Annotated in this window: 18 protein-coding genes; 4 read left to right on the forward strand and 14 right to left on the reverse strand. The window is 58.6% G+C overall.

Going from position 1 to position 18,813, the window contains the following annotated elements; all coding sequences use genetic code 11:
• Positions 1–187: 187 nt before the first annotated feature.
• The 6 genes from F8N96_RS04665 to F8N96_RS04690 all read right to left on the reverse strand — a co-directional run bounded on the left by F8N96_RS04665 (position 188) and on the right by F8N96_RS04690 (position 5,163).
• A complete protein-coding gene (locus tag F8N96_RS04665) occupies positions 188–955 on the reverse strand; it encodes an SDR family oxidoreductase (RefSeq protein ID WP_150796786.1) in 768 nt (255 codons plus the stop codon).
• Positions 956–1,067: 112 nt separating this feature from the next.
• On the reverse strand, positions 1,068–2,135 hold the full coding sequence (locus tag F8N96_RS04670; protein WP_150796787.1) for a phosphotransferase family protein: 1,068 nt from the start codon (positions 2,133–2,135) through the stop codon (positions 1,068–1,070).
• Between the two features lie 145 nt (positions 2,136–2,280).
• Positions 2,281–3,246, reverse strand: coding sequence for a 2-hydroxyacid dehydrogenase (locus F8N96_RS04675; RefSeq protein WP_150796788.1), 966 nt, complete (start codon positions 3,244–3,246; stop codon positions 2,281–2,283).
• A gap of 211 nt (positions 3,247–3,457) precedes the next feature.
• Positions 3,458–3,895: a hypothetical protein gene (locus tag F8N96_RS04680; protein ID WP_150796789.1), complete on the reverse strand. Its 438-nt coding sequence runs from the start codon at positions 3,893–3,895 to the stop codon at positions 3,458–3,460.
• Between the two features lie 101 nt (positions 3,896–3,996).
• On the reverse strand, positions 3,997–4,518 hold the full coding sequence (locus F8N96_RS04685) for a DUF4822 domain-containing protein (protein ID WP_150796790.1): 522 nt from the start codon (positions 4,516–4,518) through the stop codon (positions 3,997–3,999).
• A 261-nt stretch (positions 4,519–4,779) separates the two neighbouring features.
• Positions 4,780–5,163 carry a tautomerase family protein gene (locus F8N96_RS04690; RefSeq protein WP_150796791.1) on the reverse strand — a complete coding sequence of 128 codons (384 nt, stop codon included), beginning with the start codon at positions 5,161–5,163 and terminating at the stop codon, positions 4,780–4,782.
• Between the two features lie 302 nt (positions 5,164–5,465).
• Between F8N96_RS04690 and F8N96_RS04695 the strand changes: the two genes are divergently transcribed.
• Entirely contained in the window at positions 5,466–6,746 is a 1,281-nt protein-coding gene (locus F8N96_RS04695) for a serine/threonine transporter (protein WP_150796792.1), read from the forward strand.
• A gap of 230 nt (positions 6,747–6,976) precedes the next feature.
• Here F8N96_RS04695 and acnB read toward each other — a convergent pair whose 3' ends face one another.
• Entirely contained in the window at positions 6,977–9,577 is a 2,601-nt protein-coding gene (gene acnB / locus F8N96_RS04700) for a bifunctional aconitate hydratase 2/2-methylisocitrate dehydratase (protein WP_150796875.1), read from the reverse strand.
• A 564-nt stretch (positions 9,578–10,141) separates the two neighbouring features.
• Here acnB and F8N96_RS04705 point away from each other — a divergent pair.
• Positions 10,142–10,612, forward strand: coding sequence for a DUF1289 domain-containing protein (locus tag F8N96_RS04705; protein ID WP_128871074.1), 471 nt, complete (start codon positions 10,142–10,144; stop codon positions 10,610–10,612).
• Between the two features lie 124 nt (positions 10,613–10,736).
• Here the strand turns inward: F8N96_RS04705 and F8N96_RS04710 are convergent, their stop codons facing one another.
• Positions 10,737–11,600 carry a universal stress protein gene (locus tag F8N96_RS04710; protein ID WP_150796793.1) on the reverse strand — a complete coding sequence of 288 codons (864 nt, stop codon included), beginning with the start codon at positions 11,598–11,600 and terminating at the stop codon, positions 10,737–10,739.
• 159 nt (positions 11,601–11,759) lie between these two features.
• Here F8N96_RS04710 and F8N96_RS04715 point away from each other — a divergent pair, with 159 nt between their 5' ends.
• Positions 11,760–12,377 (forward strand): tRNA-(ms[2]io[6]A)-hydroxylase, encoded by a 618-nt coding sequence (locus F8N96_RS04715; protein WP_150796794.1) that lies wholly within the window; start codon positions 11,760–11,762, stop codon positions 12,375–12,377.
• A 93-nt stretch (positions 12,378–12,470) separates the two neighbouring features.
• Here the strand turns inward: F8N96_RS04715 and F8N96_RS04720 are convergent, their stop codons facing one another.
• From F8N96_RS04720 to F8N96_RS04740, 5 genes are all read right to left on the reverse strand, one after another.
• A complete protein-coding gene (locus F8N96_RS04720; protein ID WP_191635332.1) occupies positions 12,471–13,964 on the reverse strand; it encodes a trypsin-like serine peptidase in 1,494 nt (497 codons plus the stop codon).
• 184 nt (positions 13,965–14,148) lie between these two features.
• Complete coding sequence (locus F8N96_RS04725) at positions 14,149–14,637, reverse strand: GFA family protein (RefSeq protein WP_150796796.1); 489 nt, start codon at positions 14,635–14,637, stop codon at positions 14,149–14,151.
• A gap of 83 nt (positions 14,638–14,720) precedes the next feature.
• Positions 14,721–15,338: a DNA-3-methyladenine glycosylase family protein gene (locus F8N96_RS04730; RefSeq protein WP_150796876.1), complete on the reverse strand. Its 618-nt coding sequence runs from the start codon at positions 15,336–15,338 to the stop codon at positions 14,721–14,723.
• Positions 15,339–15,383: 45 nt separating this feature from the next.
• Positions 15,384–16,466 carry a bifunctional transcriptional activator/DNA repair enzyme AdaA gene (locus F8N96_RS04735; RefSeq protein ID WP_150796797.1) on the reverse strand — a complete coding sequence of 361 codons (1,083 nt, stop codon included), beginning with the start codon at positions 16,464–16,466 and terminating at the stop codon, positions 15,384–15,386.
• Between the two features lie 104 nt (positions 16,467–16,570).
• Positions 16,571–17,191 (reverse strand): LysE family translocator, encoded by a 621-nt coding sequence (locus tag F8N96_RS04740; RefSeq protein WP_150796798.1) that lies wholly within the window; start codon positions 17,189–17,191, stop codon positions 16,571–16,573.
• A gap of 168 nt (positions 17,192–17,359) precedes the next feature.
• On the opposite strand from F8N96_RS04740, the gene F8N96_RS04745 reads away from it, so the two are divergent.
• Complete coding sequence (locus tag F8N96_RS04745; RefSeq protein ID WP_150796799.1) at positions 17,360–17,947, forward strand: LysE family translocator; 588 nt, start codon at positions 17,360–17,362, stop codon at positions 17,945–17,947.
• Positions 17,948–17,973: 26 nt separating this feature from the next.
• On the opposite strand, the gene F8N96_RS04750 is transcribed toward F8N96_RS04745, so the two are convergent.
• Positions 17,974–18,807 (reverse strand): AraC family transcriptional regulator, encoded by an 834-nt coding sequence (locus F8N96_RS04750; protein WP_150796800.1) that lies wholly within the window; start codon positions 18,805–18,807, stop codon positions 17,974–17,976.
• Positions 18,808–18,813 lie beyond the last annotated feature (6 nt).

An 18,813-nucleotide genomic window follows, 5' to 3' on the forward strand; every position in this document is an offset into this window, starting at 1 on the left:
TGGATTGTTGTTTTCAGGATGGCTATTTATGGAATAAATATTCTCTAAATGCAATATATGGAAAAATTATTCATCGCTCGCGAATTTCAGTGCAGGCGCTGCGTCGTATGCACAAAATGAGATCGGTCGGGGCGCACCTACTAAAAAGGCAGCCCTGAGGCTGCCTTTGGTCATGCGCAAAATCGAATCAGGAAAGGAAACCGCCATCCACATTCAGCGACACACCCGTGGTGTAACTCGACGCATCGCTGGCCAGGTAAAGGACGGCCCCGGCCATCTCGCTCGGATCCGCCACACGCTTGAGCGGAATCTGCTGCAACGCGGTGTTCAGGATGGTCTCGTTCTTCACCAGCGCCGAAGCGAACTTGGTATCCGTCAGACCTGGCAGCAGGGCATTGCAGCGAATGCCGAACTGCGCGCATTCCTTGGCAAATACCTTGGTCATGTTGATCACCGCGGCCTTGGTCACCGAATAGATGCCCTGGAAGGCCCCCGGCGAGACGCCGTTGATCGAAGCCACGTTGATGATGCTGCCGCCACCGTTTTCGCGCATCAGCTTGCCGGCTTCCACCGACATGAAGAAGTAGCCGCGGATGTTGACGTCCACGGTTTTCTGAAACGCGCCGAGGTCGGTGTCCAGTACGTTGCAGAATTGCGGGTTGGTCGCGGCGTTGTTGACCAGGATGTCCAGGCGCCCGAACTGTTCCTTGATGCCGGCGAAGACCTGGCTGATCTGGTCCATTTCACCGATATGGCAAGCGATGGCGGTGGCTTTGCCACCGGCAGCGATGATGGCGTCGGCCACGTGCTGGCAGCCGTCGAGTTTGCGGCTCGAAACGATGACGTGGGCGCCTTGCTGGGCCAGCAGCTTGGCGATGGCTTCACCAATGCCGCGGCTGGCACCGGAAACGAATGCGATCTTGCCGTCGAGGTCGAACAACTGGGTCTTGGACATGGGTTTTCCTTGTAAGGGTGGCCTGATGTTTGTAGGAGCCAGGCTTGTCGGCGAAGGCGTACTTGAATTCGCTTCGCCGGCAAGCCTGGCTCCTACGAGTCCTGTGTTGTTATCAGAGGCTGGATTTGTGAATGACCTGCAGACTCATCTGCTCCAGCAGCTTGTTCATGTGAATGAACTGCGCGAAGCGTTTGTCCTGGGTCTGACCATGGAAAAAGCGGTAGTAGATCTGCTGCAAGATGCCGGCCAGGCGGAACAGGCCGTAGGTATAGTAGAAATCGAAATTGTCGATTTCAATGCCTGAACGTTGAGCGTAGTAATCGACGAACTCACGGCGGGTCAGCATGCCCGGGGCGTGGCTCGGCTGGCGGCGCATCAACTGCACCGGTGCCGGGTCGTCGGCTTCGATCCAGTAGGCGAGGGTGTTGCCCAGGTCCATCAACGGGTCACCGAGGGTGGTCAGTTCCCAGTCGAGCACGCCGATGATCTGCATCGGATTGTTGGGGTCGAGGATCACGTTATCGAAGCGGTAATCGTTGTGCACGATGCTCGACTTGGGGTGATCGGCCGGCATTTTGTCGTTGAGCCAGGCCTTGACCGCTTGCCACTGCGGCGCATCCGGTGTCAGGGCTTTATCGTAGCGCTCGCTCCAGCCTTTGATCTGCCGCGCGACGTAACCTTCAGGTTTGCCGAGGTCGCCCAGGCCACAGGCTTTGTAATCGACTTGGTGCAGTTCGACGAACTTGTCGATAAAGCTCTTGCACAGGGCTTCGGTCTTTGCCGAATCCAGGCCCAGTTCCGGCGGCAGTTCGGCGCGCAGGATGATGCCCTTGACCCGTTCCATCACATAGAACTCGGCGCCGATCACCGACTCATCGGTGCAGTGCACATAGGCTTTAGGACAGTACGGGAAGCCGTCCCGGAGCTGGTTGAGGATCCGAAACTCGCGGCCCATGTCGTGGGCAGACTTGGCCTTGTGGCCGAAGGGTGGTCGACGCAGGACGAATTCCTGTTCGGGGTATTCCAGCAAGTAGGTGAGGTTGGACGCACCGCCTGGAAACTGGCTGATGGCAGGCTGGCCACTAAGGCCCGGAATATGAGCCTTGAGGTACGGATCGATCAGGCTGGCATCGAGTTCTTCGCCGGAGCGGATACGGGTGGACTGGTCAGTAAGCGCCATGCTTATCCCTTCTGCTTATTTTGGAGGCCTGAGACTATTGGCTAATCTAATGCGCACAGCCGACGCCCACAATCACGAACAACCCTTATAGGCGAGCGTGTTGCCGGGCAATCATTGCTTTTGATACACCTGTTTGAATGACCGCTTATAGCGCTGCCTTGGTCCGGGATGCCGGCAGATCGATAGGGGTGAGCACCGGCTCTGCGGAAAAGAACGCCACCAGATTGCGGCCCACCAGCTCCACGGTTCCCTGGGTTGCCTCAGGAGACAAACCGGCGACGTGCGGCGTCAGGATCACGTTGGCCAGTGCCTTGAATGCATCCGGCACATGGGGTTCGGCATCGAAGACATCCAGTGCGGCACCGGCAATTCGTCGCTGTTCCAACGCGCTGATCAGATCCGCGGTGACGATGACACTGGCCCGGGCGATGTTGACGACGAAGCCTTTGGGGCCCAGGGCGTCGAGCACTTGTTTGTTGATCAGGTGTTTGGTGCCCAGGCCGCCGGGGGTGGCGACGATCAGAAAGTCCGACGCACGCGCCAGCTCGGTTGGCGTCGAGCAGAAGCTGTAGGGGACGTCGCTGCGATGCTGGCGGTTGTGGTAACTCACCGTCATGTCGAAGCCATGCGCCGCGCGTTTGGCAATGGCCATGCCGACAGCGCCGAGGCCAAGGATGCCCAGGCGTTTGCCTGCCAGGGAAGGGCGCATGATTTTTGGCCATTCGCCGCGGCGCACGGCGGCATCGCAGCGGGGAATGTCGCGCACCAGTGCCAGGAGCATGGCCATGGCGTGGTCGGCGACCGATGACGCGTTGACCCCGGCGCCGTTGGTGACCGTGATGCCCCGGTCGGACGCGGCTTGCAGGTCGACCTGTTCGTAGCCGGCGCCGATCACGCAGATAATCTTGAGATTGGGCAGGGCGGCGATTTCATCGGCATACAGCCCCAAAGGACCGCGAGTCAGCACCGCATCGATCTGGCCACCGTGCCGGGTGATGGCTGCAGCACGTTCGGCGGGCGTCGGGGCCAGAATCAGGTGGAAGCCTTGATGCTCGAGAATCGGCAGGTAATCATTGATGGTTTCAACCAGTACCAGAACGGTTGCGGGCATTACTCTGCTCCTGTGATCGTGACGTGTCGGGCGTGAAAAACATTTTCAGGGTGCTGATTCCCAAGCGGATTGGCAATGGTCGCCAATCGCAGAGACGGTGTTTTTTAGTCTGGACCGCTTCCTGAAAGAAGCAAACTCATGGTTCGGGGCAGACGGAGCCGATGTCACGTCACTGGGCAGCACACTGCAAAGACAGTGTGCTGCCGCAGCGTCACTGGGCGGTTCGCTGCTTTAGTACTCTGTCTCGTTCCGCCAGTGCAATCGCTTTGGCATCATAGGTCGGATAGAACTCGGTCTTGAAACTTCCCCATGCTGTTCTTTCAAATGCAAGATTTACTTCGATCAGGCGGGAGGCCGGGAAGCGTAATGTCACGATTTGGCCAATACCCATCACGGTGTTCCAACTGACGACCTCTACCCCCTCAGGTGGAAAGGCCTCGTAGTATCCTTGCTTTTCAAGTTGGGTCTTCAGTTCAGGCAAAGATCGTGATTGATCGTGCTTTAAAAAGACGGTCAGCATGATGGCATTGTCTGGCGTGGCAACGGCATTTTTTGCCGGGGAGGGCGTAGTGGGTTGCGCGTTGGCAACGGAGAAAGCCGAGGCGATCAGTAGCGTAGATACCAATAATGATTTCAGGGTTTTCTGCATATTGAAACTCCATGTTTTTATAGGTGACAAGATATGTTTAAGCGCCAGCGCTGCGTTGGGGTGATGAATTGAATTGTGGGTGCCGTGCAGCTTGAATGGTATCAGTGGATATCGGTATCGGGCTTGATGGCGGATTTTGTAACTACTGCTCCGGTGTAGGGGGCATGAACGACATAGATGCGTACCGGCGGGTTATTCTCTTTCATGTCACGGGGCACTTCGCGAGAATAGGTGAACTCATTGGTGTTCAACGCTTCCAATCGTCTGGTGATGGCTTTGGTTGGTCCGACATCGGGCACTAAAACGTGGGTTTTTTTATCACCCGTGACAAAAAAGTAACCGCCACCTCCATTCTTGTATTTTGATTCTCCCGTGTCGGTGTAAAAGAACTCATAGCGATTGCGTTCGGGGTCCCATGTCGATATTCCGACCACCCCGGGATAATTCTCTTTTACATCCGTTTGTGGATCGCCCTCTATATAGACCTTGGTGGTCAGCCACCGAGGAGAGGAGGCCATGTCCCGAATATCGGCAGTGGCAGGGGCTTGTTGCGCGAAGCTGCCGAGGGGGCACAACAATGCTGCGGCAAGCAGGAGTGTAGACGTAATATTATTTTTTTGCATACGGATAACTCCATGGTTGATGGGGGAGTCGCGTTATTGATCATTTAGATTCAATGCGTGAAAAATATAAGCTGGAAAGGTGGGTTGTTCAATGGCGGGTAGTTGCTTGTAACAATTCAGACTTCTAGTATTTAAGAAACAGTTTGTCGTACTTGTTTGTCGATGTGTTGTCTGTAGGAGTTTTCCTACGTGTAAATATTGCAAGAGCAGTATCGTTTTTTTCAGTGACCACTCCTAACAGCTAAAACAGGCATGCGCAGATCAGATGGCGTACTGGGCAACTCCGTTGCCGAACGACCAGTTCTCTTTTTTCACTTCTACCAGATTGATGAACACATCTTCCAGTCGAACCGACAGTTGCGCATGCAAACTGTCCACGATGGTTTTATAGAGCAGCTTTTTCTGTTCGACGGTGCGACCTTCGCTCAGCGTGATTTGAATTACCACCAGGTTGTCGGTGCGGTTAATGCCCAGGTATCCGGGATCGAAGATGAAATGATGTTCATCGTGCTCGGCCAGAATCTGGAAATTATCGTTCTCCGGCACGCCAATGGCGCTGTGCATGGCGGCGTAGATCAATTGCCCGACACGTTTGGCGTAACCGGGGTCCTGATGCTTCCTGATGTCGACGCGAACGAGTGGCATGGCGTGACTCCGCATTGAGTGCTGCCGGACGGCAGCGGAATTGAACATACATCAGGTTGAAACCCTGGCGAATGGATAGTTTAGACAATCTATTTTATTCGCAGGCAAGGGCACCACCGATCCCACAGGGGGCAACTTCGCCTGATTGACCGATCCGCACCACCGCTCCTCAGCTAAGTCTTTGCTTCTGTTCATTAATCCCGGACAATCGCGCCCCTGTTTCGGTCAGGGCGCTGCCTGTCGGTTTTTTCCGACTCGTCCTGACCGGGTAGCAAATGACCGGAATGCGGAGATCCCACCGGATGAATGATCAGGCCAATAGCGTCGACGAACGCTATGTAGCGGCGACACCAGCAAGCCTTACCCGCTGGAATCGCCATGACACCACCTGGATGCTGGGCCTGTTTGGCACGGCCATCGGGGCTGGCACACTGTTTTTGCCGATCAATGCAGGGCTGGGCGGCTTCTGGCCGTTGCTGATCCTTGCAGTGTTGGCGTTCCCGATGACGTTTTACGCACACCGCGGCCTGACCCGCTTCGTGCTGTCCGGACGCGAAGGCGCAGACATCACCGAAGTGGTGGAAGAGCACTTCGGGATCAAGGCCGGCGCGCTGATCACCTTGCTCTACTTTTTTGCGATCTTCCCGATCCTGCTGATCTACAGTGTGGCCCTGACCAACACCGTGGGCAGTTTCCTCGAGCATCAACTGCACATCATGCCGCCACCGCGCGCCGTATTGTCGTTGGTGCTGATCCTTGGCCTGCTGGCCGTGGTGCGTTGCGGCGAGCAAGTGATCATCAAGGCCATGAGCCTGATGGTCTATCCGTTCATCGTGGCGCTGCTGTTTCTCGCGGTGTTCCTGATTCCGCACTGGAACGGCGGCATCCTGGCCACCGCGTCCACGCTGCCTGAACCCTCGGCGTTGTTGCACACCTTGTGGCTGGCGATTCCGGTGATGGTGTTTTCGTTCAACCACTCGCCGATCATCTCGGCGTTTGCGGTGGACCAGAAACGTCGTTACGGCGATCACGCCCAGGAGCGCAGTTCGCAGATACTGTCCCGGGCCCACGCCTTGATGGTGGTGATGGTGCTGTTTTTCGTGTTCAGCTGCGTGCTGACCCTGTCGCCGGCGCAACTGGCCGAGGCCAAGGCGCAGAACCTGTCGATCCTGTCCTACCTGGCTAACCACTTCAGCAATCCGACCATCGCCTTTGCGGCGCCGTTGATTGCCTTCGTGGCGATTTCCAAGTCGTTCCTCGGCCACTACATTGGTGCCAGCGAAGGTCTTAAAGGACTGATCGTGAAAAGCGGCAAGCGTCCGGCGCCGAAGACGCTGGACCGTATGACGGCGGCGTTCATGCTGGTGGTCTGCTGGATTGTTGCCACGCTGAACCCGAGCATCCTGGGGATGATTGAAACCCTGGGTGGTCCGGTCATCGCAGCGATTTTGTTCCTGATGCCGATGTATGCGATTCGCAAAGTGCCGGCCATGGCGCGTTATCGCGGGCAGGCTTCCAATGTCTTCGTGACGGCGGTGGGCCTGGTGGCGATTTCGGCGTTGATCTACTCGCTGACTGCCTGAGTTTAAATCACCACTGATGTTGCTGTCTGATCGTTCCCACGCTCCGCGTGGGAACGCCTCAAGGGACGCTCCGCGTTCCAGCTCTCGAAAGGGACGCGGAGCGTCCCGGGCTGCATTCCCACTCAGAGCGTGGGAACGATCGGTGAAAGCAGTGAGTCCCACATTTGCCCAGGCATAAAAAAACGCCGCTCATCTCACGATGGGCGGCGTTTTTTTATTGCGTTGCAGCGTTAGGCTTGAACGACCGGGATGTTGGCGTTCGCAGCAGCCTCACGGAACTCGGCGATCTGGTCGAAGGACAGGTAGCGGTAGACATCGGCCGCCATGCTGTCGATCTTGCCCGCGTATTCCATGTACTCCTCGACGGTCGGCAGGCGACCCAGGATGGACGCAACGGACGCCAACTCGGCCGAAGCCAGGTAAACGTTCGCGCCGTCACCCAGGCGGTTCGGGAAGTTACGGGTCGAAGTAGACACAACAGTCGAATTCGGCTCTACGCGTGCCTGGTTACCCATGCACAGCGAGCAACCCGGCATTTCCATGCGTGCGCCAGCCTTGCCGTAGATGCCGTAGTAGCCTTCTTCGGTCAACTGGTGAGCGTCCATCTTGGTCGGCGGCGACAGCCACAGACGGGTTGGCAGCTGACCCTTGACCTGTTCCAGCAACTTGCCGGCCGCGCGGAAGTGACCGATGTTGGTCATGCACGAACCGATGAACACTTCGTCGATCTTCTCGCCAGCAACGCTGGACAGCAGACGGGCGTCGTCCGGATCGTTCGGCGCGCAGAGCACAGGCTCCTTGATGTCGGCCAGGTCGATTTCGATGACTTCAGCGTATTCGGCGTCAGCGTCGGCAACCATCAACTCAGGGTTGGCGATCCAGGCTTCCATCGCTTGAGCACGACGTTCCAGAGTACGTGCATCGCCGTAGCCTTCGCCGATCATCCAGCGCAGCAGGGTGATGTTGGAGCTCAGGTACTCGGTGATCGACTCTTTCGACAGCTTGATGGTGCAACCGGCAGCCGAACGTTCGGCCGAGGCGTCGGACAGCTCGAAAGCCTGCTCGATGCTCAGGTTGTCCAGGCCTTCGATTTCCAGAATGCGGCCGGAGAAGGCGTTCTTCTTGCCTTTCTTCTCGACGGTCAGCAGGCCAGCCTGAATCGCGAAGTAAGGAATGGCGTGAACCAGGTCACGCAGGGTAACGCCCGGTTGCATCTTGCCTTTGAAGCGCACCAGGATCGATTCCGGCATGTCCAGCGGCATCACGCCGGTGGCAGCAGCGAACGCAACCAGGCCCGAACCGGCCGGGAACGAAATGCCCATCGGGAAACGGGTGTGGGAGTCACCACCGGTGCCAACGGTGTCCGGCAGCAGCATGCGGTTCAGCCAGCTGTGGATGATGCCGTCGCCCGGACGCAGGGAAACGCCGCCGCGGGTCATCATGAAGTCTGGCAGGGTGTGGTGGGTGGTCACGTCGATCGGCTTTGGATAAGCCGCGGTGTGGCAGAACGACTGCATCACCAGGTCGGCGGAGAAGCCCAGGCACGCCAGGTCTTTCAGTTCGTCGCGGGTCATCGGACCGGTGGTGTCCTGGGAACCGACGGTGGTCATCTTCGGTTCGCAGTAGGTGCCTGGACGCACACCGGCTACGCCGCACGCCTTGCCGACCATTTTCTGCGCCAGGGTGAAACCCTTGGTGCTTTCGATCGGGGCATCCGGCTTCTTGAACAGGTCGAACGCTGGCAGGCCCAGTTCGGCGCGAGCCTTGTCGGTCAGGCCACGGCCGATGATCAGCGGAATACGGCCGCCGGCACGGACTTCGTCCAACAGCACCGGGGTCTTCATTTCGAAGGTGGTCAGGACTTCGTCAGTGCCGTGCTTGCAGACTTTGCCAGCATGCGGGTACAGGTCGATGACATCGCCCATGTTCATGTTGGTGACGTCGAATTCGATCGGCAGGGCGCCGGCATCTTCCATGGTGTTGTAGAAGATCGGAGCGATCTTGCTGCCGAAGCAGAAGCCGCCGGCACGCTTGTTCGGCACGTAGGGAACGTCGTCGCCGAAGAACCACAGCACCGAGTTGGTGGCGGATTTACGCGAAGAACCGGTACCGACCACGTCGCCAACGTAGGCGATCGGGAAGCCGGAGTTGCGCATTTCTTCGATCTGCTTCATCGGGCCGATGGAGCCTTGTACGTCCGGCACGATGCCGTCGCGGGCCATTTTCAGCATGGCCAGGGCGTGCAGCGGGATGTCCGGGCGGGACCAGGCATCAGGAGCAGGAGACAGGTCGTCGGTATTGGTTTCGCCGGTGACCTTGAATACGCGCAGGCTGATCTTGTCGGCCAGCACAGGGCGGTTCTTGAACCACTCGCCGTCGGCCCAGGATTGCAGAACGCCTTTGGCGTGAACGTTGCCGTTCTTGGCTCTTTCGGCAACATCGTGGAATGCATCGAACATCAGCAGGGTGTGCTTGAGTTCTTCGGCCGCCACTGGCGCCAGTTCGGCGTCGTCCAGCAGGTTGACCAGGGTCACGATGTTGTAGCCGCCCTGCATGGTGCCGAGCAGTTCAACAGCGCGCTTCTTGTCGATCAGAGGGGAGGTGGCTTCGCCTTTGGCCAGGGCGGAGAGGAAACCGGCCTTGACATAGGCCGCTTCGTCCACGCCAGGCGGAACGCGATTGGTGATCAGGTCAACGAGGAAAGCTTCTTCGCCAGCCGGGGGATTCTTCAGCAGCTCGACCAGGCCTGCAGTTTGTTCGGCGTTAAGCGGCTGGGGAACGATACCCAGTGCTGCGCGCTCTTCGATATGTTTGCGGTAGGCTTCAAGCACAGTTATTACCCTCATCAGTGGTCCCATCTGGGTGTCCGGGACGCTCATCCCGAAATTGCCGTACTCATGCGCTGCGTGGCGTTGTGGGCCACTTAGCCAGAATTACCGACAATTCCTTACAGAAGCTGCTTTCAAAGTTTTACGCCTGCAGAACGGGAGCTGATGAGGGTTGGCGTTGGGCTTTTCCCCGCTGGAAAAACCCTTCGCCAACACCGCTCTGAAGGAACGACTGTGCTCGTGACGCTTTGAAAACAGCTTCTAACGGACATTGGCGCCTTAAAAGGCTGGCTGATTCTACGGGAAAAAAAAATTAAAGGTAAGTGAGGGTCTATTGGACTTTGGTGGCGAGGCGCGTTGTGGGCCTACGTGTGCGAGGCAAGGCGCGGGATGCTGCTAATGGTTGTTCCCTTGGCAAATCCCGCAACGCAGCCTCGGGCACGTAGGCGCGCAACGCGGCCGTCACTAAAGTCCAATAGACCCTCCGCCCTGAATTTTGAGGGGTGATGAATGTTAGACAAAGGGCTAACATGCCCACCTGTTCTGCTTTCCCGTGCTCTCCTGACTATGCCCAATCAGACCATCAAGACCCCCTGCGTCGGCCTTTGCTCCACTGTTTACGGTGATCTGGTGTGCCGTGGCTGCAAGCGATTCCACCATGAAGTGATCAACTGGAATGGTTACAACGAGGAAGAAAAACGCGCCGTGTGGCTGCGGCTCGAGCAATTGCTGTCCCAGGTGATGGCCAGCAAGCTGGAGATTTTCGATCCCCAGCGCCTGCGATGGCAGCTGGAGCAGCGCAAGATCCGTTTTGTGCCGCATCAGTCGCAATATTGCTGGGCTTATCAGTTGATCGCCCGTGGCGCGCGGGTGATCAACAATCTGGAAGCCTACGGGATGGTGTTGATGCCGGAGTTTCGCGACTGGAACCTGCCGGAACTGCGTGATGCCATTGATCGGGAGTTCTTTTTGCTTTCGGAGGCGCATTACCAGCGCTACATTGCACCGGGTTTTCTCAGGGATGCGTTTGGCGGGTAAATCTTAAAAGCTTCGCTGGCAAGCCAGCTCCTACAGGGATCTGTGTCGCTCGCAAATCCCTGTAGGAGCTGGCTTGTCGGATCGCCGCATCGCAGCGAAGGCGGTCTAACCAGCAGCGCAAGCCTCAATGCTGGGTCACAATCTCCTCCAGATGATCCATGATCGTATCCGGCTTCAATACCAGCACGTCACTCTCCACCGCATCCAGCACCACTTCCGCCGTATTCCCGATCAAAGCCCCGGATAACCCGGACCGCGCAACCGTGCCGATCACCGTCACCGACGCACCCAGCTTGTGCACCGTATACGGAATCAACACATCCGCCGGGCCTTCGGCGATGTGCAGGTGCTCGTCATCGATGTCGAACTCGGCCTGGAAGGCCTTGCACTGCTCGCGATAGCGCGCCTCGATGGTTTCGCTGAGTTGCAACGTCGGGTCGGCCGCCGACAGCATCGGCGACGGATGGGCACTGACCACATGCAAATGGGCTTTGGCCAGGCTGGCGATGTCATAACCGTGATCGACGATGCTGGCGTGCAAGGTGCGGTGTTCGCCATCGGTATTGCCGACGTCGATCGCCGCCAGAATGACCCCGCCGGTCCAGGGTTTCGAGGTTTTGACCAGCAGCACCGGGGTTGGACAGTAGCGCAGCAGTTTCCAGTCTGCGGGGGTCAGCAGGGCCTTTTTCAACGGGCTGTCGGGGTAATGCTGTTTGATCACCAGCCCGCAACCTTCCGCCTGCTGCACGTCGACGATGGTTTCATGCAGGCTTTCATTCCAGGCCTGCTCGGTGGTGACGCTGAAACCGTCCTCCAGCAGGGCGGCCTTGAGTACGCCCAGCATGGCGCTGTGGTCATGCTTGCGGTCACAGACCAACAGGTGCAGATGGGCCTGGGTCACACCGGCAATCAATTTGGCCCGCTTGAGCGCCAGGCTTTCCGAGTGTTCGGGTTCGAGGACCACCAGGATGCTGCGGATGGCTTGCATGATCGGGATCTCCAGGAAGGTAAAAATACTGCGTTGGACAACTATAGTTGCTGGCCGGGCATTCGGGACTTGATGCATATCAACGGTCGCGGCTGGTGGTCTGCCGGCAGGCCGGTATAATCGGCGCCCTTCGTTTTGAACCTCTTATCCGTGAGCCCCATGATCCTTCCCGAAATTCACGAGTTCCTCGGCTGCCGCACCCCCGACGGCTGGGTCCAGGCCGCGCTGGCCGATCAGGAAACCCTGCTGATCGATCACAAGAACTGCGAATTCAAGGCCGCCAGCACGGCATTGAGCCTGATTGCCAAGTATCACTCCCATGTCGATCTGATCAACTTGATGTCGCGCCTGGCCCGGGAAGAGCTGGTGCACCACGAACAGGTCATGCGGCTGATGAAGAAGCGCAAGATCGAGCTGCGTCAGCTGTCCGCCGGGCGTTATGCCTCGGGCCTGCGCAAAGTGGTGCGCAGTCACGAACCGGTCAAGCTGGTGGACACCCTGGTGGTCGGCGCGTTTATCGAGGCGCGCAGTTGCGAGCGTTTCGAGGCGCTGGTGCCGCATCTGGATGAAGAGCTGGGCAAATTCTACTTCGGCCTGCTGAAAAGCGAGGCGCGGCATTTTCAGGGGTATCTGAAACTGGCCTACCAGTATGGTGACGCCAAGGACATCGCCCAGGTGATCGACAGGGTTCGCGCCGCCGAGCAGGCGTTGATCGAGTCGCCGGATGTGGAGTTCCGGTTTCATAGTGGCGTGCCAGGCCCCATGGCAGCCGCCTGATTTTCAGGGCAATAAACCCCGTCAGCGCGCTCAGGCTGGCGGGGGATCGATGATCAAGGATTGCTCAAGATGGGCCTGACCCGTTCCGGTCATTCACGGCAACGCCAGCAGATCCGTTCGAGCATTTGAATAGCGGTTACTCAGATCCTGGTTTCTGCTGCACAGCGTTAAAGGCAATTGTCCGGTGTTGAACGTAATACCTGCAAAGGTTTCAACATAGTCATTGACCGGTATTGCATTGCAATCTGTATCCGTGGCCGGACTGGTGTAATAGAGCGTGCCAAAATACATCGGAACCGAATACCGCCATTCAACGTGATAATTGTCGTCGGCGCTCAATGTGATCGTCGGCTCCGGCATTCGCACCGGTGTTCTGTCGAGAAGCTGTGCCGGGATGACCCAGGCACTTTTCATCAACTCTATGCTCGGCCTGTGGTCTGCGGATTCGACGCCTACGATGCAAAGATAATGCATGCCAGGTTCTCGGCTGATCGGCGCCTTGAGCGATGCACCGTTCGCATTGATGACACCGCTGTAGTCATGAGGAGATTGGCAAAGGGCGACATCCCGCGCGGTCTTGAATCGGTAATGGGCTGTACTCAGCGTAAAATCAACGTGTATGACAGGGGGCGAACTGTTGGCCTCCTCAGGCATTGCCACGTATTGGGTTAGCCGGGTCGTGTCGGTCACTTCGAACGTAGTGTAGGGGGCGCACACTGTTGCAGTGCTGTTGAATGCGCCGTTGCTGAAACAACTCGATAGATGATCGACGGGATGGGCGTAGTGGGTGTCGGAAGAGAACACCGGTTGCCCGCGTCTGACCTCACAGGGGGCATTTTCAAAGCATTTTTCGTCACTCTTCGCGCCATAGGTGCTCGTCGCCAAAACACTGAGAATCTGGCCGCTATTGCGGTCTAGCACAGGGCTTCCTGAAGAGCCGGGGCGTATTTCCTTGCAGCGGTTTTTCACGGTGGCAAGGTAGGCGCGAGTGTCCTCGATCAGGGTGCCATCCGTAGGCTCCTGGGCGCAGGCTGCCAGCCGTAGCCCTGACTCCTGCAGGTCACCGGGGATGCCGACAACTAGAACATTCGCAGTAATCCTTGGCCATTCGGATGCCATCCGTAGCGGATTAATTCCATCCGCGAGCAGTGTCGACAGTGTGGCGTCCAACTCCAGGATGGCGAGATCGGCCTGTTGATAGTCCTTCCAGACAGTTCGATTGATTGTGTAGGTTTTGTAGGCGTTTGGCGTGTCGTGGAAATAATTGAATGTTATGGATAATCCATTAGTCGGGTCGGGTTCCTGTTCGTCGAGCACGCAATGAGCGGCGGTGAGTAAATAGGCAGGGCCGAGCGCGTTATTGTGTTCATCACGTGTATCCAGCAGGCTTGCGGTGCAGCTGGGATCGTCATTCCAGAATAGCTGTCCAACGCCATTCCAACGACTGTAGTGAGCGTTCTGATTGTTGAGCAATACCGCATCGGACTCATTGACCAGTCCTTCGCCGAGATCGGCGGCGGCAACGCATGTCGATAAGAATAATGTTCCAGCCAATAGGCAGGATGCCTTTGGGTATTTATTGTTCATAACCATTCCTTTGGTTAATGACAGACATTGAAGTCAGACGGTAAGCGTTATAGGGGTAAAGCCGGTATGCACAGTCCAGACAGTAAAGGCTTGGACCGTGCGCAGCAAGGTTGCAGGCCAGGCGCTGGAGGATGAATGGTTTCGCGCTTTTACAAAGCCCGTACTGCGCTGCTGCCTGGCAGCATCAGCGGCTCAAACCCAGGCGCTCATGCCACTGGGCGATCGACTCCTCGGGATAGGCATCGAACTGCTTGTCTCCAGGACGCAATTCGACTTCTACCCATGGTGCCCTGGAATCGAGCAACAAGTGCGTGTGTTCCGGCGGCACCGGCAGCGGGGTGTCGATGGCTGATGCGAAGGGGTGGATCAATTCCGGCCATTCGGGGCTGAACAACCACAAGCCGGAGCCGCACATTGAGCAGAAATGCCGTTCGGCAGTGCTGCGGTGGGCGCGCTTGGCGCCTTCTGCCTTGAGTCGCGCGTGGTAAATCGCAATGTGTTTGCGGCCTCGCACTTTCAGGCTGGCGGCGTCTCCCGCAATATTGATCGAGTAACCGCCCCCGCCCTGGGTCTTGCGGCAGATTGAGCAGTAGCAGCGCTGGTAGGGGTAGGGGTGGGCGCTGGTCAAACTGAACGACACCGCGCCGCAATGGCAGGAACCTTCGAGCTGCATGGCACCCTCCGACTGGTGTTTGGCTTATCCAGGACAGATTAGCGGTTTGTGGTGAATGTGCCGGCGAAGAACGATAACGCGGTCTACCGGCCAGGCACCCGCCACAAATACCAGGACGCCACCGTCCGAAACGGGCTCCACGCCAGCCCGATCTCAATCATCTGCTTGCGCGTCGGCTGCACCTCCAGCCCCTTGAGCCGCCGATAACCCTCGCGCACGCCAAAGTCATCGGCCGGCAGGATATCCGGCCGTTCCAGACTGTAAATCAGCAACATCTCCACGGTCCAGCGCCCGACCCCGCGCAACGTGATCAAGCGTTCGATCAACACTTCGTCATCCATCGCCAGCGCGGTGGCGTAATCTGGCACCACACCGTCCAGTGTCGCTTGGGCAATGCCCTGAATGGTCGCGATCTTGCTGGCGGAGAACCCGCAATTGCGCAGTGGGTCGAAGTCCGTCGCGACAATCTGTTCAGGTCTGGGGAATGCCTTCCCTGGAAACAAGGCCAGCAGCCGACCGACAATCGCGTCCCCGGCCCGGGCGTGCAATTGCTGGTAAGCAATCGCCCGCACCAGCGATTCATAGGGGTCGCGAGCCGCATGGGGCTGATGCAGGCAGGGGCCGATGGCGGCGATGTGGCGACGCCAGTCATCGTCGATGGACGCCAGAAACCTGGTGGCGGGCAGGTACTGATCGGGCATGGAGGTCAGCTTGTCCTTCCTGATGATGTTCATGAGCGGCGTGGATCAGAACGCCAAGTGTTCGGAGCGCTGCACGGCGGCTTTTTCCAGTCGGAGCAGAAACGCCTTGCGCGGTTGTCCTCCACCATAGCCGGTCAGCGAGCCGTCCGCACCGATCACCCGGTGGCAGGGCAAGACAATCGAAAGGCGGTTGTGCCCGTTCGCCAGGCCCACGGCACGGCTCGCGCCAGGCTTGCCCAGTTTGGCGGCGATGGTGCCGTAGGTGCTGGTCTGGCCGTAAGGTATCTTCGCCAGCTCGGCCCACACCTGGCGGGCGAATTCGCTGCCCGGCAGGTGCAACGGCACGTTGAAGGCGGTCAGTTTGCCGGCGAAATACTGCGCCAGTTCCTCTTCTATCTGGCGCAAATGGCCGTTGTGCCCGGGCGCTACGGCATAACCGTAGCGATGCTGCAATTCTGCGACTTCCCGGGTCAGTGCCGGCCGGTCAAGAAATTCCAGCAACACCAGCCCACGGCGTTCGGCCATGGCGATCATCGGCCCCAGGGGCGTGGTCAGGCGGGTGAACAGCAACGGTTCGCTGTTGATGGCGCGGCCGGGGGTGATGTGGAAGGACTTTTGAAACGCATCGCGGAAACCGCTCAGTGATTCGTAGCCTGAGTCGAATGCCGCGTGATCGATGGAGTCGCCCTGTCTGATCCCGCCCAATGCCATGCCGAGGCGGCGGGTGCGCAGCCAGGCGTGGAAGGTCATGCCGAAATGCTGCTTGAACCAGCGTCGCAGTTTCAGCGGCTCGATGCCTTCGGCGAGCAACTGCGCATCGCTCCAGCGCAGGTCGGGATCGGCATCCACCGCCGCGAGCAGCTTTTGCACCCAATCCGGGGCGATAGCCGCCGCGTCCAGCGGTTTACAGCGCAGGCAGGCGCGGTAGCCGGCCGCCAGGCATTCATCGGCATGGGCGAAGAACTCGACGTTCTCAGGCCTGGGCTTGCGCGCCGTGCAGCCGGGGCGACAGAAGATGCCCGTGGTTTTCACCGCGGTGAAGAACACCCCCTCGTAGGCGGTGTCTCGTTCGAGCATGGCGCGAACCATCTCGGCGTGGGGTGGCAGTAACGTGTTTTGGAGGTTCATGGACTGAGCATAAGGCGCGTCGGCCGGGGCCTCCACCGGAAAATCGACAGAGAATTCCGGCCAGGCGCCGTGGCACCTTCAGTCCCCCAATGAAAGTCGGTTGCTCAGGCCCGCCGTGCCATCAGCAACACCGAAGCCGCCGCCGACAACAATCCCGCACAGCAACGGTTGAATATCCGCTTGCCCCGGGGCTGGGCAAACCAGCGGCGCATGTGCAGGCCCATATAGGCGTAGGCGCCGATCGCAATCCATTCCAGTATCAGGAACAACGCGCCCAACAGCGCAAATTGCGGGGTGATCGCCCGGGTCGGGTCAACGAACTGTGGCAGGAATGCGGTGAAGATCAGGATCGCTTTCGGATTGCCCGCCGCCACCAGAAACTCCTGCCGAGCCAATCTCAGCGTGCCCACGGGAGCCCCCGCGACACTGTCTTGCGTCCCGGGGTCGGCACGCCACAACTGCCAGGCAAGATAAAACAGATAGGCCGCGCCGATGATCTTGATCCCGTAGAACAGCAGCTCCGAGGTTTGTAGCACCACTGCCAGCCCCGCCGACGCGAGGGCGATCATCCCGGCAAACGCCAGCAGCCGGCCGATCCCGGCGACGCATGCCGTGCGGTAGCCGTAGCGAGTCGAATTGCTGACCGACAGCAGGTTGTTCGGGCCAGGCGCCATGTTCAGGGCAAAGCAGGCGGGGAGAAAGAGGGAGAGGGCGGCGAGGTCCATGGCGAGGCTCCTGAAACAAGAGCGATATTTTTATCACAGGCGTGCAAGGCTCGACCCATACAGTGGTGAACGTCAGTCGCGGTACAGGTGAGGGGCGTTTTGTTCAATACAGCCATCGAGCCGCTCTCTACCTTGGGGCCTGGTTCAACTGAATGGAAGTAAGGTGCGATGAGTCTGATTATGTCCATGGCGGCGTTTGCCCTCGCAGCGTCGATCACGCCGGGGCCGGTGAATATCGTGGCGTTGAGCTCGGGGGCGCGTTTCGGCTTTCGGGCCAGTCAGCGGCATGTGGCCGGTGCGACCCTGGGGTTTGTCTTGCTGCTGGTGCTGATGGGGTTGGGGTTGCATGAGCTGTTGCAACGTTGGCCGGCGTTGACGCAAGGGGTGCAATGGGCCGGGGTGGCGTTCCTGTTGTACATGGCCTTCAAGCTCGCCGCCGACAAGGGCCATCTCGAAGCGAAGGCGCCGGGCCGGGCACCGTCGATGCTCTACGGCGCTGTCATGCAATGGCTCAACCCGAAGGCATGGCTGGCTTGCGTAGCCGGCATGGGCGCGTTTGTCGCCGATGGCGAGGCGCGGCTGGTCTGGCAGTTTGCCGCGGTGTACCTGGTGATCTGCTATGTGTCCGTCGGTTGCTGGGCTTATGCCGGGACCTTTTTGCGCGGTTATTTGCACAATCCGGGGGTGATGCGGTTGTTCAACCGGATCATGGCATCGTTGCTGGTGGTGAGTGCCGTTTACCTGCTATTGCCCTAGCTGCAATCAATACAGGGATATATGAGTCAGCCGCGATACTGCCCCGGTGTCGCCGCCAGGTGCTGCTTGAACGCCCGTTGAAAATGCGCCTGGTCGGCAAATCCCGCTTCCAGGGCGACATCGGCGATCAGCTTGCCGCTGCGCAGTCGATCCTGGGCAAACTGAATCCGCCGGTTCACGAGAAACGCATGGGGCGTCATGCCGTAATGGTGCTTGAACGCGCGGATCAGGTAAGACGGCGACAATTGGGCGGCCGTGCAGATGTCTTCGAGCTTGAGCATTTGCGTGCAATTGTCGCGGATGTAGTCGGCGGCCCGTTCCAGCTTGAAATTGGGCTCGCGCAGCGGCGGGTCGACGGGGTTGAGTCGCAGCTGCACCTCAGTAAAAAACTCCACTGCCGCACTGTGTTTATGCAGCACATCGTACTGTTGATCGACCAGCACTTCGTATAACGCCTTGAGACCGTCAAACAGCAGGGTGTCGCGGTTATGGGTGATGGAGAACCGGCGAAACGCCAGGTCGTGGCTGAACCCGAGCTGATGCTGCAAGTCGGTGAGCCAGGGCGTATCGACGTACAGCATCAAGTAGGACCAGGGCTGATTGTCGATGGGATTGCAGGCGTGCACATCGCCGGGATTCATCAGCACCACGGTGCCGGTACTGACCGGAAATTGCGATTGCTCATGGACATAGGTACTGCGCCCGGCGGTGATCGCACCGATGGAAAAGTGCTCGTGGGCATGCCGGGTGTAGCAGACTTCGCGGCCGTCGGCGATGGAACGGGCTTCGATGAAGGGCAGGGCCCCATCGCGCCAGAAACGCGGGGCCTTGTCAGCATCTTTGGCGACGGTGTGCTTCATGTCAGC

It is taken from the genome of Pseudomonas fluorescens (genome assembly GCF_902497855.1).
GTDB classification, from domain to species: Bacteria; Pseudomonadota; Gammaproteobacteria; order Pseudomonadales; family Pseudomonadaceae; genus Aquipseudomonas; species Aquipseudomonas fluorescens_BI.

Excerpts from the sequence above, each read along its gene's own strand:
- F8N96_RS04675 (WP_150796788.1), bottom strand. The coding sequence starts at position 3,246 with ATGCCCGCAACCGTTCTGGTACTGGTTGAAACCATCAATGATTACCTG.
- F8N96_RS04730 (WP_150796876.1), bottom strand. The coding sequence starts at position 15,338 with ATGCCCGATCAGTACCTGCCCGCCACCAGGTTTCTGGCGTCCATCGAC.
- F8N96_RS04670 (WP_150796787.1), bottom strand. The coding sequence starts at position 2,135 with ATGGCGCTTACTGACCAGTCCACCCGTATCCGCTCCGGCGAAGAACTC.
- F8N96_RS04735 (WP_150796797.1), bottom strand. The coding sequence starts at position 16,466 with ATGAACCTCCAAAACACGTTACTGCCACCCCACGCCGAGATGGTTCGC.
- F8N96_RS04745 (WP_150796799.1), top strand. The coding sequence starts at position 17,360 with ATGAGTCTGATTATGTCCATGGCGGCGTTTGCCCTCGCAGCGTCGATC.
- F8N96_RS04680 (WP_150796789.1), bottom strand. The coding sequence starts at position 3,895 with ATGCAGAAAACCCTGAAATCATTATTGGTATCTACGCTACTGATCGCC.
- F8N96_RS04665 (WP_150796786.1), bottom strand. The coding sequence starts at position 955 with ATGTCCAAGACCCAGTTGTTCGACCTCGACGGCAAGATCGCATTCGTT.
- F8N96_RS04725 (WP_150796796.1), bottom strand. The coding sequence starts at position 14,637 with ATGCAGCTCGAAGGTTCCTGCCATTGCGGCGCGGTGTCGTTCAGTTTG.
- F8N96_RS04710 (WP_150796793.1), bottom strand. The coding sequence starts at position 11,600 with ATGCAAGCCATCCGCAGCATCCTGGTGGTCCTCGAACCCGAACACTCG.
- F8N96_RS04695 (WP_150796792.1), top strand. The coding sequence starts at position 5,466 with ATGAATGATCAGGCCAATAGCGTCGACGAACGCTATGTAGCGGCGACA.
- F8N96_RS04750 (WP_150796800.1), bottom strand. The coding sequence starts at position 18,807 with ATGAAGCACACCGTCGCCAAAGATGCTGACAAGGCCCCGCGTTTCTGG.
- F8N96_RS04720 (WP_191635332.1), bottom strand. The coding sequence starts at position 13,964 with ATGAACAATAAATACCCAAAGGCATCCTGCCTATTGGCTGGAACATTA.
- F8N96_RS04740 (WP_150796798.1), bottom strand. The coding sequence starts at position 17,191 with ATGGACCTCGCCGCCCTCTCCCTCTTTCTCCCCGCCTGCTTTGCCCTG.
- F8N96_RS04715 (WP_150796794.1), top strand. The coding sequence starts at position 11,760 with ATGATCCTTCCCGAAATTCACGAGTTCCTCGGCTGCCGCACCCCCGAC.
- F8N96_RS04685 (WP_150796790.1), bottom strand. The coding sequence starts at position 4,518 with ATGCAAAAAAATAATATTACGTCTACACTCCTGCTTGCCGCAGCATTG.
- F8N96_RS04705 (WP_128871074.1), top strand. The coding sequence starts at position 10,142 with ATGCCCAATCAGACCATCAAGACCCCCTGCGTCGGCCTTTGCTCCACT.
- F8N96_RS04690 (WP_150796791.1), bottom strand. The coding sequence starts at position 5,163 with ATGCCACTCGTTCGCGTCGACATCAGGAAGCATCAGGACCCCGGTTAC.